The sequence below is a fragment of the Commensalibacter papalotli (ex Botero et al. 2024) genome, from assembly GCF_947179115.1.
Classification (GTDB): domain Bacteria; phylum Pseudomonadota; class Alphaproteobacteria; order Acetobacterales; family Acetobacteraceae; genus Commensalibacter; species Commensalibacter papalotli.
On the sequence record NZ_CAMXCI010000001.1, the window covers coordinates 1,041,760 to 1,059,003 of the forward strand.

The following is a 17,244-nucleotide window of genomic DNA, read 5'->3' on the forward strand; positions in this document are numbered from 1 at the left end:
CGTATTTTTTTCGTTTCCTCCTTTTACTAAAAATCGTTTTTTGAAAACTATTTCTACAGTTTATTTATTGTCCCTAAGCAGTTGTATGGCTGGTCCAAACTATCACCGACCTTCTGCGATTACTTCTCCTCATTTTAAAGAGCTTCAACCAGTTACAGGATGGGTTAAGGCAGATCCAAACTTAGCCTCTGCTGAAAAAGGCGAATGGTGGAAACTTTATAATGATCCTTTGCTAAATCAACTAGAAGAACAGATTGATATTTCAAACCAAAATCTTAAGCAAGCTGAGGCTTCTTATCGCAATGCACGTGCAATGATTGATCAAGTAAGAGCCGGTTTTTTCCCAACCCTAAGCATCGGGCCAAGCTTTAACCGTCAAGGTAATGGTGGTGGGGCAACAGGTATCGGCAGCGGAGGGAATATCAGTTATGCCAAAGGACAAACAAAAAATACTTATGCCTTACAAACAGCAGCCAGCTGGGACTTGGATTTATGGGGGAAAATCAGGCGAAATACACAAAGCCAAGTTGCTGCTGCTCAAGCCAGTGCTGCTGATCTTGCTAATGCACGCCTCTCTTATCAAAGCCAATTGGCACAAACTTATTTCAACTTACGCTACCAAGATTCCCTAATGGATCTTTTGCAAAAAAACATTGATTTTTATGAAGCCTCTTTACGTGTTACACAGAACCAACATAATGCAGGAACAATCGAACCCACTGCTCTTTTGCAAGCTAAAACACAATTACAACAAACCAAAGCACAACTAACCCAAGCAGGTATAGCACGTGCACAATATGAACATGCTATTGCTATTTTAATTGGTAAACCACCTGCTGAGCTTTCTATTCCCCGTGGCAGTCTCAGCTTTACGGTACCAGCTATTCCTGTAGAAGTCCCAGCAACCCTTTTACAACGTAGACCAGATATAGCCTCGGCTGAAAGAGCAATGGAAGAGCAAAATGCTCAGATCGGTGCTGCTATTGCAGCTTTCTATCCTGATGTTACCCTAAGTGCCAGTTTAAGTTATAGTGGCACCCCTGTAGGTAGCTTAATCCAAGTTGCAAATCGAATTTGGTCTTTGGGGGCATCTGCCTCTGAAACCCTTTTTGATGGGGGCTCAAGAACATCATTGGTTAAACAAGCCGAAGCACAATATGATATGTCTGTTGCAACTTATCGCCAAACAGTCCTAGAGGCCATACAAGGCGTAGAAGATCAACTTTCTAACCTAAGAATCTTGGAACAGCAATATATTGAACAGCAACAAGCTGTAAGTCTTGCCAATCAAACAGCACAAATTGCCCTTAACCAATATAAAGTTGGGACCCAAGATTATACAACAGTCGTTACCCAACAAATTACGTCTCTTAGTAACCAACAAACAGCCTTAGGGATCCAACAGCAACGTATGGTTGATAGCGTGCTGTTAATACAAAATTTGGGTGGAGGATGGAATGATAAACGCTTACCAAGTAAATCTTCATTAACATCCAATCTTCCTTTTGTGCCTTCTTTTATGCAGAAAAATCCTAATTAGTCCTTCAATTTCAACCTTCTTACTCAGAAGGTTGAAAACTTATTTCTCAAGCAATAGCTAACTTAGTTTCTCTTTTGCCTCTTAGATAAGAAATTAATGCTAGCACAAAGGCAGCAATCGATAATAAACCTCCGGCAAAATTTGGAGATGCATATCCAAATTGATGTGCAATAACCACACCACCTATCCACGCTCCCAAAGCATTTCCTAGATTAAACATACCAATATTAAAGGATGAAATCAAATTAGCGGCACCTGCTTTACGTGCCTTAGTCATTACCAAATGTTGAATCGGTGATACTGTTGCAAAACCAAAAGCCGCAATTAAAAAGATACTTAATACTAGAATAACAGCATTAGCTGCCATAAAATATAAAACAAACAACATGATTGCTTGCAATATAAGACTAGATAACAACACAGGCATCAATGATCTACGTGCAAGTTTCCCACCCATAATATTTCCAATACAAAGCCCTAAACCAAATACAAATAAAATCCATGGCACTGCCGTATCATGAAATCCAGCAACTTTGGTTATAACAGGAGCTATATACGTAATTGATGTAAAAAAAGCACCTGGCCCCAGAACCGTAATAGCCATTGCAATCAACACATCAGGATCTTTAAAAACTGCAAGCTCTTTTAATAAATGGAATTCAGGCTCGTCTTCTCTTTTGATTTCAGCTGGAACTAATTTAGCAACTGCTATAAATGCTACAATTCCAATAAATGTAATCATATAAAAAACGAAATGCCATGATATCTTATACCCTAAATAGGTAACTAAAGGCGTTCCAATCAATGTAGAAAGTGTCAAACCACTAAACATAAAAGAGATTGCAGAAGTTTCCCTTCCCTTACACAGTTCCACAGCAATTAAAGACCCAATCCCAATAAAAGCACCATGCGCGAATGATGTAATAAAACGACCAATAAGTGTTACGAAAAAATAAGGAGACCAAGCAGTAATTAAGTTACCAACAATGAAAAATCCTACTAACAATAATAGCATTTTTTTTTGCGGCACTTTTGCACCTAAAATAATAATAACAGGAGTAAATAGAAATACACCCAATGCATAAATCGTTGCTGCATATCCTGCATTATCAATAGAAATTGAAAAATCATGCGCTATAAATGGCAATAACCCAGATATAGAGAATTCAGTAATTCCTATACCAAACGTCATCATTGCTAATGCCCATATTGCCAATGGCATAATGATATCCTTTTATTATAAAAAATTCTCTGTTGCACAAAAATATTAATATTTATTTACTTGATAATATTCAGTTATTTTCGATGAATACAAGTATATACAAAAAAAGAGATAGGAAAATTCCTATCTCTTTTTAAAAATCTATTAGAAAGCAGTTAAATTAAGCAGCGAAATCGTCTGCATCTTCAACTTCAGGTTTTGGACCACTGTCTAAACCTTTTGCATTAACATCGCGTTCTACGAATTCAATTACAGACATATTTGCTGCATCACCATAACGAACGCCCGCTTTAAGTACGCGAATATATCCGCCTTGACGAGCTTTGTAACGGTCAGCAATGGTAGAGAATAATTTAGAAACAATGGTTTCATCACGCAATAAAGCGAATGCCTGTCTACGTGCATGTAAATCACCACGTTTACCAAGAGTAACCAATTTTTCAACAACTGGGCGCAATTCTTTGGCTTTTGGCAAAGTTGTTGTAATTTGTTCGTGCTTGATCAAGGCAACAGCCATGTTACGAAACATCGCTTTACGATGAGACGTTGTAACACCAAGCTTACGGCCAGACATACCGTGACGCATAATTTATACTATCCTTTTTTATTCACAATGCTAAAACAGCTCATCAAGCCGTTTTGCTAACTCTTCAATATTTTCAGGTGGCCATGCAGGCACATTCATCCCTAAAGATAATCCCATTGAAGTAAGAACTTCTTTAATCTCATTCAATGATTTACGTCCAAAGTTAGGAGTACGCAACATTTCCTGTTCAGTTCTTTGAACTAAATCACCAATATAGACGATATTATCGTTTTTCAAGCAATTTGCACTACGAACTGAAAGTTCAAGTTCATCAACTTTACGCAATAAATTACGATTGAATGGAAGATCTTCTTGAGGTTCTTCAGCTTGAACAGGTTTTGGTTCATCGAAATTAATAAAGAGCTGTAACTGATCTTGTAAAATACGAGCTGCTAAAGCAACCGCATTTTCAGGAGTTACAGAACCATCTGTTTCCAATGTTAACAACAATTTGTCGAAGTCAGTAACCTGACCGACACGTGTTGGTTCCACTTTATAGGAAACACGACGAACTGGAGAATAAATTGCATCAATAGGAATCATGCCGATTGGAGCATCTTCCTGACGATTTGCTGCCGCTGGAACATAGCCTTTACCCATAGAAACGGTAAATTCCATACCCAACTTAACACCATCATCAAGAGTACAAATTACTAAATCTGGGTTCATGATTTCAATATCATGATCCGTTTGAATTTGCCCTGCTGTCACTTGTCCAGGTCCAACTGCAGATAGAATCATACGTTTTGGACCTTCACTGTGCATACGAATCGCAAGTTGTTTTACGTTCAACACAATGTCAGTAACATCTTCACGAACACCATTTACAGATGAGAATTCATGAAGAACACCATCAATACGAAGTGCTGTAACGGCTGCTCCTTGAAGGGAAGAAAGAAGTATCCGCCGAAGCGCATTGCCGAGCGTCATGCCGAAGCCACGTTCAAGTGGCTCCGCCACCACGGTCGCCACATTAGATGACGCCGAGCCCGGTTCGACTTCTAGCTTCTCTGGTTTTATAAGAGACTGCCAGTTTTTTTGGAGGACCAAGGTGGTGGCCTTTCAATCCAGAATTTTGCCATAGAGGCGACAAAATCCTAACCAAAAGATTAGGATTAATCTCTGATTACTTTTCTAAATACTAGATAAAGTAACAAAAGGAACGAACTAAACGCGACGTCGTTTACGAGGACGACATCCGTTATGTGGTACTGGGGTTGTATCCCGAATAGAAGTTACGGTAAAACCAACAGCCTGTAATGCACGAAGTGCACTTTCACGCCCTGATCCTGGACCTGAAACTTCAATTTCAAGCGTTTCCATACCATGTTCACGTGCTTTTTTTCCAGCATCTTCTGCAGCCATTTGTGCTGCATAAGGTGTAGATTTACGAGAACCTTTAAAGCCTTGTGCACCTGCTGATGACCAAGAAATAGCATTTCCTTGAACATCAGAGATGGTAATCATTGTATTATTAAACGTAGACAAAACATGTGCTACGCCGGAAATAATGTTTTTGCGTTCTTTTCTTTTAAGACGCGGAGCGGCGGGTTTCGCCATGACTTTTTTTATCCTGTTGTTTAGTTACAAAAAATAAAAACCAACCTAGGGACTAACGTGTTGCTTTTTTCTTACCAGCAATAGCAACAGCCTTACCCTTACGCGTACGCGCGTTGGTATGGGTTCTTTGCCCTCTTACAGGTAAACCACGACGGTGACGCAAGCCACGGTAGCATCCTAAATCCATTAGACGTTTAATATTCATCGCTACTTCACGACGAAGATCACCTTCAACTTGATATTCACTATCAATTAACTCACGAATTTTCAAAATTTCATCATCTGAAAGTTCGTTTACTCTGCGTTCGTCAGGAATTGAAAGTTTATTACAAATTTCCTGCGCTTTTGTAGGCCCAATGCCATAAATATAACGCAGACCAATTGCTACCCGTTTATTTGTCGGGATGTTTACGCCGGCAATACGCGCCACGCCTGTTACTCCTCAATTAACCTAAAAAAATCAGGCTTATTTCTTTAATAATTAGCTCCTAAATAAAACACATAGCGTGTTTATAAATATAGAGAAAGCTAACACCTAAAATACCTATAAAGGCAGCAATATAACCTTCCTGCCCTTAGAGTCAATACCGCAACACAAAAAATTTATTTTGTATAAAGAATTCTAGTTGCTTAATTTAATTTGTTTTAAGACTTGGTCAATGTCTTTTGTGACCTCATCCACGCTTTTCATACCATTAATCGCATATAAACAGTTTTTTTTCTGATAGTATGGTAATAATGGCGCAGTTTGTTTACGATATGTTTCCAATCTTGCTAAGACTGTTTCCTTATTATCGTCAGCTCTAGACACGAATTCAGTAGAACCACAACTATCACAAACTTTATCCACTTTTGGCTGCTTAAACAACTTGTGATAGCTAGCACCACATTTTGCACAACTAAAACGACCAGATATACGCTCTGCCAAGACTTCCTCATCAACTTCCAAAGAAAGCACGGCATCTAGCTGCATATTTTGCGAGGCAAACATTGTATCTAATGCTTCGGCCTGCCCCAAACTACGTGGAAAACCATCAAGAATAAATCCATTCTTACAATCATCGACTTGGATTCTTTTTTGAATCATAGATACGATCAAATCATCTGGGACTAGCTCACCATTATCCATAATTTTCTTCGCAAGCTTGCCAATATCAGATTCTGCTTTCACTTCAGCACGCAACATATCACCTGTTGAAATTTGAGCGATTTTGTATTCTTTAGCAAGATGTTGCGATTGTGTACCTTTACCAGCACCTGGTGGGCCTAAAAAAACTAATTTCATCGCTTTTTCCCTTTACCGCCACGTGACTTACGCAATAAGCCTTGATACTGATGTGCAACTAGATGAGATTGCACTTGTGTAACAGTATCAATTGTCACAGACACAATAATAATCAAACTCGTTCCACCAAAATAGAAAGGAACATTATAGTGATTGATTAAAAATTGTGGCAGCAAACAAACTGCGACCAAGTATAAAGCACCAATCGTCGTTAATCGGGTTAAAATCGTATCAAAATAAGTTGCTGTATTCGCACCGGGACGAATCCCAGGAATAAAACCACCTTGTTTTCGTAGGTTATCAGCAGTTTCTTTCGGATTGAAACTGACCGCCGCATAGAAAAAAGAAAAGAACACAATCATTGCTGCATAAAACAACATATACAGAAAACGCCCTTGACTAAATTCCTGTCCAACAATCGCCAACCAACCTGGTGTTGAATCGCTTGATAAAAATCCAGAAATCGTTACAGGTATTAACAAAACGGAAGATGCAAAAATTGGAGGGATTACTCCTGCTGTATTTACCTTAAGTGGCATATGTGTAGAATCCCCACCATATTGGCGTTGTCCTACTTGTCTTTTAGGGTACTGGATAACAACACGCCTTTGTGCTTGTTCCATAAATACAATGAAAGCAATAGTAATAGCCGCTAAAACTAGGAAAATAACTACAAATATAGGCGATAAGGCCCCAGTATAACCCAAATTAAATAAGCTTGCTAAAGCAGTTGGTAAATTAGCAACAATACCAGCAAAAATAATTAACGAAATACCATTTCCTACCCCACGGGCAGTAATTTGCTCACCCAGCCACATCAAAAACATCGTCCCACCAACAAGTGTAATTACACATGTCGCTGTAAAGAATAGACCTGGATGAATAACTGCGTTACCTGCAGGAGTACTCATACTCCCGAGTCCAACCGCAATCCCATATGCTTGGAATAGTGCAATAAAAACTGTTAAATAACGCGTATATTGGTTAAGCTTTTTACGCCCTTGTTCACCTTCTTTTTTTAAAGCTTCCAAAGAAGGCATCGCCGAAGACATTAATTGAATAATGATTGACGCACTAATATAAGGCATAATGTTCAGGGCAAAAATAGTCATACGGCCAAGCGCACCGCCACTAAACATATCAAACATACCCAAAATACCGCCTTGATGTTTGGCAAGTAATTGAGCCATAATAGCCGCATCAACACCTGGGACAGGAATATACGTACCTAAACGGTAAATAATCAAAGCCCCTAAGGTAAACCAAATGCGTTTTTTTAATTCAGTCGCCTTAGAAAAAGCACTGACATTAATACTAGATGCTAATTGCTCGGCCATAGAGGCCATAATCTTATCCTTTCAGAAAAAACAGCGTCACCGCAATAGTTACGGGACGCTGTATTTTTAACCTTAAGATCTATTGTGTTTTATAAACTTATAAGCATTTATCATTTGATAATGCAAGTTATATCTCACTTATAGTTTAGGCATCTGCAGATACATCCCCAGAAGGCACCAATAGCTTAACAGTGCCACCAGCTTTTTTTACTGCTTCAACAGCAGCAGCAGAAGCACCAGAGACTTCAATATTTACAGCTTTATTAAGCTCACCTTTAGCAAGCAAACGAACACCAACATATTTTTTACCTTTAAATAAGCCAGCATCACGCAAAGAAGCTTCATTAATTACTGAAGAAGCGTTTAGTTTACCACTATCAATTGCTATAGTCAGAGTATCAAGATTTACTTCTGCATAAATTTTGCGGAAGATATTCTTAAATCCTCTTTTAGGTAAACGACGATAAAGAGGAAGTTGTCCACCTTCAAAGCCGTTAATTGCAACACCAGATCTAGCATGTTGGCCTTTATGACCTTTACCTGATGTTTTACCTTTACCTGAACCAATACCACGACCTAAACGTTTTTTATGGTATCTAGAGCCCAGATTATCACGAAGTTCATTTAAGTTCATTAAATTATCCTTCCACCTTCACAAGGTGGCGAACCTTATTGATCATCCCTTGAACAGCTGGAGTATTTTCCAACTCACGAGTTGCGCCAATACGATTTAACCCTAAACCAACCAATGTTTGCTTTTGATCTTTTTGACGACCAATTGCAGAAGCTATTTGTGTAACTTTAACTTTTGCAGCTTTAGAATCAACCATTTACAACCTCCGCATTTTGCGCATTAGTTGCATTATCTCGGCGTCCAAGTATTTCAGAAACTTTTTTGCCACGTCTTGCAGCAACAACCCGAGGGCTTGCACAACGACGCAATGCATCAAAAGTAGCTTTCACCATGTTATGAGGATTACGTGAACCTGTTGACTTAGCAACAACGTCATTAATCCCAAGGCTTTCAAAAACAGCACGCATAGGACCACCGGCAATAATACCAGTTCCTGCTTCTGCTGATCTTAAAATCACTTTACCTGCTCCAAAACAGCCTTGAACATCATGATGTAATGTTCTGCCTTCTTTCATTGGAACACGAATCATTGATTTCTTAGCTTGCTCTGTTGCTTTACGGATTGCTTCAGGAACTTCTCTAGCTTTACCAGAACCGTATCCTACGCGACCACGTTGATCACCAACAACAACCAATGCAGCAAATGCAAAGCGACGACCGCCCTTTACAACTTTTGCAACACGGTTGATTGTTACGAGCTTATCAACCAAATCATCATTATCACGCTCACGTCCTGCGCGACCGCCTTCTTTTACTTCACGTGCCATTCGCAACCTCCCTTAGAACGCAAGTCCGCCCTCACGGGCAGCCTCAGCAAGCGCTTTTACACGCCCATGATAAATATAAGAGCCACGATCAAACACGACCTGTTCCAACCCAGCTGCTTTTGCACGTTCAGCAATTAATTTACCAATTGTGCGAGCAGCATCAATATCAGCTCCAGTTTTCAATTGTGCTTTAACCGCTGCATCTAAAGTAGACGCAGCAGCTAAAGTTTTACCAGCAACATCGTCAATGACCTGAGCATAAATATTTTTGCTAGAACGGAAAACTGATAGACGAGGACGCCCATTTCCTTTTTGACTAAGCTGATAACGCAACCGTCTACGCCGGCGCGCTTGTAATTCACGTTGCGTACCCATTATTTCTTCTTGCCTTCTTTGCGACGTATGACTTCATTATCATAACGAACACCCTTACCTTTATAAGGCTCAGGCTTCCTAAAATTACGAATGTCTAAAGCAACCTGACCAACACGTTGCTTATCATTCCCGTCAACCGTTACTGCGGTTGGACGAGGTGTTGTAATTTTAATATCAGCTGGAATTGGATAAACAATATCGTGAGAATACCCAAGATTCATAACCAAGTTTGAACCTTGAACAGATGCACGAAAACCTGTTCCTGTAATTTCTAAAGTTTTAGTATAACCTTCAGAAACTCCATGAACCATATTTGCTATTAAAGCTCTAGTTGTTCCCCACATCGCACGAGCGATGATAGCTTTACCTTTTGGCGCAACAACAACTTGGCTATTTTCGATTTTAGCATCAACATGTTCAGAAACAGGAATAGATAAAGCACCTCTTTTCCCTTTTACTGTCATCACACCATTTGCTAAAGAAACTTCTACCCCTTGTGGAATCTGTACAGGGTTTTTGCCTACACGTGACATTTAATCCCCCTTAGAATACACGACAAAGAACTTCGCCACCAACATTAGCAGCGCGAGCTTCAACATCAGATAAAACACCACAAGGTGTTGAAAGAATAGATACGCCAAGACCACCATAAACACGTGGCAATTCTTTGATTTTAGAATATACACGACGGCCTGGTTTTGAAACTCTTTGAATTTCTTTAATTACAGGTTCACCGTCAGAGTATTTCAATTCAATATGAAGTTGACTAATACCTTTACGCAATTCTTCTTTTTTGTAACCGCGAATATAACCTTCACGTTTCAACGCTTCTAAAACATTAAGTCTTAGATTAGAAGCTGGCGCCACACAAGAAGAGTGACGAGCAGATTGCGCATTACGAATACGGGTGAGCATATCACCTAATGGATCAGATAATGACATCTACAGCCCCTTACCAACTTGACTTAACCATACCGGGTATTTGCCCAGTAGATGCGAGTTCGCGCAATGCAATACGGCATAGCTCGAATTTACGATAGTTACCACGAGAACGGCCTGTTAATTTACAGCGCAAACGCACTCTTGTACGAGAACCGTTACGTGGAAGTTTTGCCAATTTCAAAGAAGCATCGAAACGATCTTCAACGGGCAGACTTCTATCCATGACTATATTTTTTAATGCAATGCGTTTTGTTTTATCACGCGCAGACATATTTGCACGCTTCGCATTACGATGGATGGCGGAAGTTTTTGCCATGCTTTATTTTACCCTCCGGAACCTGTCGAAACTTTCGACCGTTTTCCAAAATAAACAAATTTGCAAGGTGATATTTAATTCACCTTGCAGCGAAAAGAACCAGTTCTTAGCCAACGAAAGGAAGAGAGAAAGCTTTTAATAAAGCTTTAGCTTCTTCATTTGTTTTAGCAGAGGTCACGAAAATAACATCCATACCACGAACTTCGTCTACTTTGTCATAAACGATTTCAGGAAATACGATTTGTTCTTTCAAACCCATTGCAAAGTTACCATGACCATCAAAACCTTTGTTCGCAGGTAAACCCCTAAAGTCACGAACACGAGGCAATGCAATTGTCACCAAACGATCTAAGAATTCATACATACGACGACTACGTAATGTAACTTTACAACCAATTGGCAAACCAGCACGTATCTTGAAGCCAGCAATAGCTTTCTTACTAAGTGTTTTAACTGCTTTTTGACCAGCAATCAAGGTCATTTCTTCAGTTGCAGCATCTAATTTTTTTTGATCAGCAGCAGCTTCACCAACACCCATATTCAAAACGATTTTTTCTAGGCGCGGTATTTGCATCTCATTTTTATATGAGAACTGTTCACGTAGGCTTTTGCGAAACTCGTTTTTATAGAGAGTATAAAGGCGTGCTTCAGAAGCTGTTTGAGTATTTTCTGACATTCCTCTCTCTCCTAACTTTCAATCACTTCGCCAGTAGCTTTGGCGATACGGACTTTACGACCATCTTCTAGAACTCTAAAACCAACCCGTGTTGGTTTTCCAGATTTTGGATCAACGAGCTTCAGGTTAGACAAATGAACAGGTTTTTCACGTTCAATAATCCCACCAGGTTCACCCATACGGGAAGGCTTCTTGTGGTGTTTTGCAATTGCAACACCGCGCACAACAGCCTTATCTTCTTCAGGAAGAACAGAAAGAACTTCCCCTTTAACCCCTTTATAAGGGCCAGTGATCACGATAACTTGATCACCTTTCTTTATGCGTGCAGCCATTATAGAACCTCCGGAGCTAAGGAGATAATTTTCATAAACTTACGAGCACGCAATTCTCTGACCACTGGGCCAAAGATACGTGTTCCGATAGGTTCGCTTTGTTTATTAATCAGCACAGCTGCATTTTTATCAAAACGAATAGATGTGCCATCAGCACGACGTACAGGATAACTTGTACGCACGATTACAGCTTGATGAACCTCACCTTTTTTTACTTTTCCACGAGGAATAGCCTCTTTGACGGAAACGACAATCACGTCGCCGACCGAAGCAGTTTTCCGCTTTGAACCGCCCAGTACCTTAATGCACTGCACCTCTCTTGCGCCTGAATTATCAGCCACTGTAAGGTTGGTCTCGGGATGGATCATGTCTTAGCCTCCCTTAAACTTCAACGCTGGATACTTGCTCAGTTGCCCCGAGAGGAGCACCATTGCGTGTAGTCACAGCCCATGATTTTCTTTTTGATATTGGAGGCGATTCGATAATACGAACCGTATCCCCAATTTTACATTCATTTAATTCATCATGCGCCGCATATTTTTTTGAACGACGAATGAATTTTTTATAAAGCGGATGCATAACACGACGAACAACCAGCACTGTCACTGTTTTGTCCATTTTATCGCTTGTCACCCGACCAGTAAGAACGCGCCTTGGCATTGCCCACGAACTCCTTAGGACTTGCTGGTGGATGCAGTTGCACCCACGGCGTTTTTGTTTAATTCAACCATAACCGTTTTAATACGTGCGATATCGCGACGAATTACACCAACACGGCTGACACCTTCATTTTGACCTGTCGCACGTTGAAAACGCAAGTTGAACTGTTCACGTCTTAAATCAACAAGAAGCGTTTTCAGTTCATCAATGGTTTTGACGCGAAGATCAGCTGGCTTTAATGCCTTTGCCATTCTTTAGGCCTCCCCAATACGGGTTATAAATTTTGTTTTAATTGGAAGCTTAGCAGCACCAAGTGTTAGTGCTTCTTTAGCTATTTCAGGTGAAACACCTTCAATTTCGAACAAAATACGACCTGGTTTGACTCGAGCAACCCAAAATTCAGGAGATCCTTTACCAGATCCCATACGAACTTCTGCAGGTTTACTAGAAACAGGAAGATCTGGAAATACACGAATCCATACACGCCCCATACGCTTCATAGCACGAGTAATCGCACGACGAGAAGCTTCAATTTGACGTGCAGTAATACGTTCAGGTTGCAAAGCTTTCAGACCATAGGTTCCAAAATTTAACTCTGTTCCACCCTTCGCATTGCCGTGAATACGACCTTTATGAGCTTTGCGGAACTTAGTCCGCCGCGGAGATAGCATTATTTAATATCCTCATGCGTTGTAATAGTTGTATGTATAACTACTAAACTCAAATAAATCAATTACCGTTGTGGAACTTGATCAGCAGCACGGCGATCTTGGGCTGAAGGATCATGAGCCATAATTTCGCCCTTAAAGATCCAAACCTTCACTCCACATTTACCATATGTAGTTTGTGCTGCAGCTACACCGTAATCAATATCTGCTCTCAGAGTATGCAAAGGAACACGTCCTTCACGATACCATTCTACGCGAGCAATTTCAGCGCCACCTAAACGACCACTACAATTAATACGAATACCTTGTGCACCTAAACGCATTGCTGATTGCACAGCACGTTTCATAGCACGACGGAAAGCAACACGTCTTTCCAGTTGTTGTGCAATATTTTCAGCAACTAAAGTAGCATCAATCTCAGGCTTGCGAATTTCAACAATGTTTAAAGCAACATCTGCTTTTGCCATTGCTGCCAATTCTTTACGCAAACTGTCGATATCTTGACCTTTTTTACCGATAACAATACCAGGGCGAGCTGCATAAATCGTAACACGAGGTTTTTTAGCAGGGCGTTCGATAACTACGCGAGAAACGCCTGCACCTGCTAATTTTTTACGCAAAAATTCACGAAGCTTAAAATCTTCGAATAATAATCTGGTATAATCTTGATCAGCATACCAACGACTATCCCAAGTGCGATTAATGCCTAGACGCAAACCAATTGGATTTACTTTTTGACCCATTATTATGCAGCCTTTCCTTCATCGTTGTCTTCACGTTCGGCAACTACTATCTTTATATGACTAAAGAATTTCTCGATTTGTGCGGAACGTCCACGACCTCTTGCATGAAAACGACGCATAACCATTGCTTTACCAACTTCAGCACGTGACACGACCAAACGATCAACGTCAAGCTGGTGGTTATTCTCTGCGTTAGCAATCGCACTTTCAAGTATCGTTTTTACTTGCTGAGCAATTCTACGTTTTGAGAAACTTAGTTTTGCTAATGCTTGAGATACAGGTTCATTACGAATTAAACCTGCAACTAAGTTCAATTTACGTGGACTAGTTCTGATATTACGACCAACTGCTTGAGCTTCGTTCTCAGAAAGTGCACGTGGATGCTTTGGTTTACTCATAACTAGCCCCGCTTTGCTTTCTTATCTGCAGCATGCCCATTGTAAGTACGTGTAGGAGAAAATTCACCAAATTTGTGACCTACCATATTTTCACTTACTTGCACTGGCAAAAATTTGTGACCATTGTAAACACCGAAAACCAAACCAACAAATTGTGGTAAAATGGTTGAACGGCGTGACCAAATCTTAATCACATCATTACGACCAGAAGCACGAGCTGCTTCAGCTTTGTTTAATAAATACCCGTCTACAAACGGGCCTTTCCAGACGGATCTTGCCATCTTTTATTCGCCCCTTTATTTACCTGTCTTACGACGACGGATAATTAAGCTATCCGTACGCTTATTGACTCTAGTTTTATAACCTTTAGTTGGTTTACCCCATGGAGTAACAGGATGACGTCCACCTGAAGTACGACCTTCACCACCACCATGTGGATGGTCAACCGGGTTCATTACAACACCACGGTTATGAGGACGACGTCCTTTCCAACGAGTACGGCCAGCTTTACCAAAATGTTGGTTCATATTATCTGGATTTGATACTGCGCCAACAGTTGCCATACATTCACCACGAACCAAACGCAATTCATTCGATTGCAATTTAATTTGTGCGTAACCAGCGTCTTTACCAACCAATTGTGCATATGTTCCAGCAGAACGAACCAGTTTACCACCAGCACCCTCTTTAAGCTCAATATTATGCACAATAGTTCCAACAGGAATAGCAGCTAAAGGCATTGCATTACCTGGCTTAACGTCTACACGTTGACCAGCGATAACAACGTCACCAACTTTTAAGCGTTGTGGAGCTAAAATATAAGACAACTCACCATCTTCATACTTAATTAAAGCAATGAAGGCTGTGCGGTTTGGATCGTATTCTAAACGTTCAACAGTTGCAGGCATATCAAACTTACGACGTTTAAAATCAACGTAACGATAAGATTGTTTATGTCCACCACCAATAAAACGAGAGGTAATACGACCATTATTATTACGACCACCAGTTTTATTCTTACCTTCGGTAAGCGTTTTAACTGGCTTTCCTTTCCAAAGCTCCTTACGATCGATTAAAATCGTGCCGCGAAGACTTGGAGTAACTGGATTAAAATGCTTTAATGCCATTAATTCCTACCTTACGTTTAAGACAGCTTAGTGGTCAAATCAATTGATTGACCCTCAGCAAGCTGAACAAACGCTTTTTTAATATCAGAACGGCGCCCTAAACGACCTTTAAACTTCTTCGTTTTACCCTTTAAAACAAGAGTATTCACACCAAGAACTTTAACACCAAATAAAGTTTCAATTGCCACTTTAATTTGTGTTTTAGTTGCATTTGGAGCTACTTTAAAAGCAACCTGATTTTTTTCAGATAACATTGTTGCTTTTTCTGTAATTAAAGGCGCACGAATAATATTAAACATCGCTTCACGAGACATTGTCTCCGCTTTGCGACGAAGAGCTAGAATATTTGTCATACTAAGCGCTCCTTCAACCCATCAACTGCAGCACGAGTAATTGCCAATACATCATGATTTAAAATATCATAAACATTAGCACCAATCGTCGGAAGGATATCTACTGAATGAATATTTCTTATTGCATGACCGAAATTTTCATCAACGGTTGTATCCACAATTAAGGCAGAAGTCCAACCGAGAACTTTTAATTTGGCAGCCAATTCAGAAGTCTTAGCAACACCACTAGCTTGATCAAGAATGACCAACTTACCTTCTGATAATTTCTGAGATAAAGCAGAAATTAAACCTAACGTTCTTACTTTCTTAGGGAGATCATATCCGTGATCACGAACAACAGGACCATGAACTACACCACCAGTACGAAAATGCGGACCACGTAATGAACCTTGACGAGCATTACCTGTACCTTTTTGACGGAAAGGTTTCTTTTTAGTTCCTGAAACTTCGGCACGACCCTTAACTTTATGCGTACCAGCACGACGTTTTGCAAGCTGCCAATGAACAACTCTCGCCATGATATCAGCACGAGGTTGAATTTCGAACAACTCTGCAGGAAGAGTGATATTTCCAGCACTTCCATTATCGAGGGTTTTGATTTCTAGATCCATTTCCCTCAACCTTTCTCTGCAACCGTAGCTAATGCAGCAGGAAACGGTGCATCCGCATGACGGGCTTTCTTGATCGCATCACGTACGAGGACAAAGCCATTCTTTGCACCAGGCACTGAACCTTTTATCATGATCAAATTTTTCTCAACATCTACAGCAGCGACTTCTAAATTTTGAGTAGTGACTCTTTCATCACCCAAATGTCCTGCCATCTTCTTATTTTTAAAAGTTTTACCAGGATCTTGACGATTACCCGTAGAACCATGAGAACGGTGACTAACTGAAACACCATGGGTCGCTTCCAAACCACGGAAATTCCAACGTTTCATCGCACCAGCAAAACCTTTACCTTTACTGGTTCCCGTTACGTCAACTTTTTGACCAGCCACAAAATGAGCTGCAGTCAATGCTGACCCTGATTCAAGTAAAGCATCTTCTGAAACTCTAAATTCAACAAGCTTCTGTTTTGGCTCAACTTTTACTCGTGCAAAGTGACCACGGTTTGGCTGACTAACATTCTTAACTTTAGCTTTACCAATACCTAGCTGAACAGCTGTATAGCCGTCACGGTCTTGTGTACGAGTATCTACTACTTGCACTTCATCTAAGTGCAATACAGTGACTGGCACATGAGTGCCGTCCTCTTTAAATAGTCGGGTCATCCCCAACTTTTTTGCGATCAATCCTGTACGCATCGTCTGGACCTTATAGCTTTATCTCGACATCCACGCCAGCGGCGAGGTCAAGTTTCATGAGAGCATCCACGGTCTGCGGGTTAGGCTCAACAATATCTAACAAACGTCGGTGAGTTCTAATTTCGAACTGTTCACGACTCTTCTTATCGATATGAGGAGAACGGTTAACTGTAAACCGTTCAATACGCGTTGGTAAAGGAATTGGTCCTCTTACCTGCGCCCCCGTACGCTTCGCTGTATTTACAATTTCTTTAGTGCTATTGTCAAGCACTCTGTAATCGTAAGCTTTCAGGCGAATACGGATATTTTGGCTTTCCATTTTCTATTTGCCTAATCATAATAACGGATCTAAAAAGCCAGACCCTAATAGCAACAAGATTCCCAGCCAGAAAACTGACTGAGAATCCAAACTTAGTG

At 40.4% G+C, this 17,244-nt stretch carries 29 protein-coding genes; 1 reads left to right on the forward strand and 28 read right to left on the reverse strand.

Going from position 1 to position 17,244, the window contains the following annotated elements; translation table 11 throughout:
* Positions 1-40: 40 nt before the first annotated feature.
* Positions 41-1,540 (forward strand): efflux transporter outer membrane subunit, encoded by a 1,500-nt coding sequence (locus QMN76_RS04690; protein WP_282023890.1) that lies wholly within the window; start codon positions 41-43, stop codon positions 1,538-1,540.
* Between the two features lie 46 nt (positions 1,541-1,586).
* Here QMN76_RS04690 and QMN76_RS04695 read toward each other — a convergent pair whose 3' ends face one another.
* The 28 genes from QMN76_RS04695 to rpsJ all read right to left on the reverse strand — a co-directional run bounded on the left by QMN76_RS04695 (position 1,587) and on the right by rpsJ (position 17,146).
* Complete coding sequence (locus QMN76_RS04695; RefSeq protein ID WP_282023634.1) at positions 1,587-2,762, reverse strand: MFS transporter; 1,176 nt, start codon at positions 2,760-2,762, stop codon at positions 1,587-1,589.
* Positions 2,763-2,922: 160 nt separating this feature from the next.
* Positions 2,923-3,348, reverse strand: a complete 426-nt coding sequence (gene rplQ, locus QMN76_RS04700) for a 50S ribosomal protein L17 (RefSeq protein ID WP_034335835.1) — start codon at positions 3,346-3,348, stop codon at positions 2,923-2,925.
* A 30-nt stretch (positions 3,349-3,378) separates the two neighbouring features.
* Complete coding sequence (locus tag QMN76_RS04705) at positions 3,379-4,398, reverse strand: DNA-directed RNA polymerase subunit alpha (protein WP_034335832.1); 1,020 nt, start codon at positions 4,396-4,398, stop codon at positions 3,379-3,381.
* A 117-nt stretch (positions 4,399-4,515) separates the two neighbouring features.
* The gene (gene rpsK / locus QMN76_RS04710) at positions 4,516-4,908 is read right to left on the reverse strand and encodes a 30S ribosomal protein S11 (RefSeq protein WP_034335829.1); all 393 of its coding nucleotides are present in this window, start codon (positions 4,906-4,908) and stop codon (positions 4,516-4,518) included.
* A gap of 52 nt (positions 4,909-4,960) precedes the next feature.
* Positions 4,961-5,338 (reverse strand): 30S ribosomal protein S13, encoded by a 378-nt coding sequence (gene rpsM / locus QMN76_RS04715; RefSeq protein ID WP_034335826.1) that lies wholly within the window; start codon positions 5,336-5,338, stop codon positions 4,961-4,963.
* 192 nt (positions 5,339-5,530) lie between these two features.
* Entirely contained in the window at positions 5,531-6,193 is a 663-nt protein-coding gene (locus QMN76_RS04720) for an adenylate kinase (RefSeq protein WP_282023633.1), read from the reverse strand.
* Positions 6,190-7,539, reverse strand: a complete 1,350-nt coding sequence (gene secY / locus QMN76_RS04725; RefSeq protein WP_034335819.1) for a preprotein translocase subunit SecY — start codon at positions 7,537-7,539, stop codon at positions 6,190-6,192. Before secY ends, QMN76_RS04720 begins: the two co-directional genes overlap by 4 nt.
* A gap of 136 nt (positions 7,540-7,675) precedes the next feature.
* Positions 7,676-8,164 (reverse strand): 50S ribosomal protein L15, encoded by a 489-nt coding sequence (gene rplO, locus QMN76_RS04730; protein ID WP_034335814.1) that lies wholly within the window; start codon positions 8,162-8,164, stop codon positions 7,676-7,678.
* A 4-nt stretch (positions 8,165-8,168) separates the two neighbouring features.
* Positions 8,169-8,360, reverse strand: coding sequence for a 50S ribosomal protein L30 (rpmD, locus tag QMN76_RS04735; RefSeq protein ID WP_034335811.1), 192 nt, complete (start codon positions 8,358-8,360; stop codon positions 8,169-8,171).
* A complete protein-coding gene (gene rpsE / locus QMN76_RS04740) occupies positions 8,353-8,931 on the reverse strand; it encodes a 30S ribosomal protein S5 (protein ID WP_034335808.1) in 579 nt (192 codons plus the stop codon). Before rpsE ends, rpmD begins: the two co-directional genes overlap by 8 nt.
* A 12-nt stretch (positions 8,932-8,943) precedes the next feature.
* Positions 8,944-9,306, reverse strand: a complete 363-nt coding sequence (rplR, locus tag QMN76_RS04745) for a 50S ribosomal protein L18 (RefSeq protein WP_034335806.1) — start codon at positions 9,304-9,306, stop codon at positions 8,944-8,946.
* On the reverse strand, positions 9,306-9,839 hold the full coding sequence (gene rplF, locus QMN76_RS04750; protein ID WP_034335802.1) for a 50S ribosomal protein L6: 534 nt from the start codon (positions 9,837-9,839) through the stop codon (positions 9,306-9,308). The genes rplR and rplF overlap by 1 nt, the downstream gene beginning before the upstream one ends.
* 10 nt (positions 9,840-9,849) lie before the next feature.
* Entirely contained in the window at positions 9,850-10,248 is a 399-nt protein-coding gene (gene rpsH, locus QMN76_RS04755; protein WP_034335799.1) for a 30S ribosomal protein S8, read from the reverse strand.
* A 10-nt stretch (positions 10,249-10,258) separates the two neighbouring features.
* Complete coding sequence (gene rpsN, locus QMN76_RS04760) at positions 10,259-10,564, reverse strand: 30S ribosomal protein S14 (RefSeq protein WP_034335796.1); 306 nt, start codon at positions 10,562-10,564, stop codon at positions 10,259-10,261.
* 106 nt (positions 10,565-10,670) lie between these two features.
* The gene (gene rplE / locus QMN76_RS04765; RefSeq protein WP_034335793.1) at positions 10,671-11,240 is read right to left on the reverse strand and encodes a 50S ribosomal protein L5; all 570 of its coding nucleotides are present in this window, start codon (positions 11,238-11,240) and stop codon (positions 10,671-10,673) included.
* Positions 11,241-11,251: 11 nt separating this feature from the next.
* The gene (gene rplX, locus QMN76_RS04770; protein ID WP_034335789.1) at positions 11,252-11,572 is read right to left on the reverse strand and encodes a 50S ribosomal protein L24; all 321 of its coding nucleotides are present in this window, start codon (positions 11,570-11,572) and stop codon (positions 11,252-11,254) included.
* Entirely contained in the window at positions 11,572-11,940 is a 369-nt protein-coding gene (rplN, locus tag QMN76_RS04775) for a 50S ribosomal protein L14 (protein ID WP_034335786.1), read from the reverse strand. Before rplN ends, rplX begins: the two co-directional genes overlap by 1 nt.
* Positions 11,941-11,953: 13 nt before the next feature.
* A complete protein-coding gene (gene rpsQ / locus QMN76_RS04780; RefSeq protein ID WP_034335783.1) occupies positions 11,954-12,232 on the reverse strand; it encodes a 30S ribosomal protein S17 in 279 nt (92 codons plus the stop codon).
* 14 nt (positions 12,233-12,246) lie between these two features.
* On the reverse strand, positions 12,247-12,483 hold the full coding sequence (gene rpmC / locus QMN76_RS04785) for a 50S ribosomal protein L29 (RefSeq protein WP_034335780.1): 237 nt from the start codon (positions 12,481-12,483) through the stop codon (positions 12,247-12,249).
* A 3-nt stretch (positions 12,484-12,486) separates the two neighbouring features.
* The gene (rplP, locus tag QMN76_RS04790) at positions 12,487-12,903 is read right to left on the reverse strand and encodes a 50S ribosomal protein L16 (RefSeq protein ID WP_008853162.1); all 417 of its coding nucleotides are present in this window, start codon (positions 12,901-12,903) and stop codon (positions 12,487-12,489) included.
* A 62-nt stretch (positions 12,904-12,965) separates the two neighbouring features.
* Positions 12,966-13,643 (reverse strand): 30S ribosomal protein S3, encoded by a 678-nt coding sequence (gene rpsC, locus QMN76_RS04795; protein ID WP_034335775.1) that lies wholly within the window; start codon positions 13,641-13,643, stop codon positions 12,966-12,968.
* A gap of 2 nt (positions 13,644-13,645) precedes the next feature.
* Positions 13,646-14,041, reverse strand: a complete 396-nt coding sequence (rplV, locus tag QMN76_RS04800; RefSeq protein ID WP_034335772.1) for a 50S ribosomal protein L22 — start codon at positions 14,039-14,041, stop codon at positions 13,646-13,648.
* Between the two features lie 2 nt (positions 14,042-14,043).
* Positions 14,044-14,322: a 30S ribosomal protein S19 gene (gene rpsS, locus QMN76_RS04805; protein ID WP_034335769.1), complete on the reverse strand. Its 279-nt coding sequence runs from the start codon at positions 14,320-14,322 to the stop codon at positions 14,044-14,046.
* Between the two features lie 15 nt (positions 14,323-14,337).
* Positions 14,338-15,168 (reverse strand): 50S ribosomal protein L2, encoded by an 831-nt coding sequence (gene rplB / locus QMN76_RS04810; RefSeq protein ID WP_034335766.1) that lies wholly within the window; start codon positions 15,166-15,168, stop codon positions 14,338-14,340.
* 17 nt (positions 15,169-15,185) lie between these two features.
* Entirely contained in the window at positions 15,186-15,482 is a 297-nt protein-coding gene (locus QMN76_RS04815) for a 50S ribosomal protein L23 (RefSeq protein WP_200867613.1), read from the reverse strand.
* A 35-nt stretch (positions 15,483-15,517) separates the two neighbouring features.
* Positions 15,518-16,132 (reverse strand): 50S ribosomal protein L4, encoded by a 615-nt coding sequence (rplD, locus tag QMN76_RS04820; protein ID WP_282023632.1) that lies wholly within the window; start codon positions 16,130-16,132, stop codon positions 15,518-15,520.
* Positions 16,133-16,137: 5 nt separating this feature from the next.
* A complete protein-coding gene (gene rplC, locus QMN76_RS04825; protein ID WP_034335758.1) occupies positions 16,138-16,827 on the reverse strand; it encodes a 50S ribosomal protein L3 in 690 nt (229 codons plus the stop codon).
* Positions 16,828-16,837: 10 nt separating this feature from the next.
* Entirely contained in the window at positions 16,838-17,146 is a 309-nt protein-coding gene (gene rpsJ / locus QMN76_RS04830; RefSeq protein ID WP_034335755.1) for a 30S ribosomal protein S10, read from the reverse strand.
* Positions 17,147-17,244 lie beyond the last annotated feature (98 nt).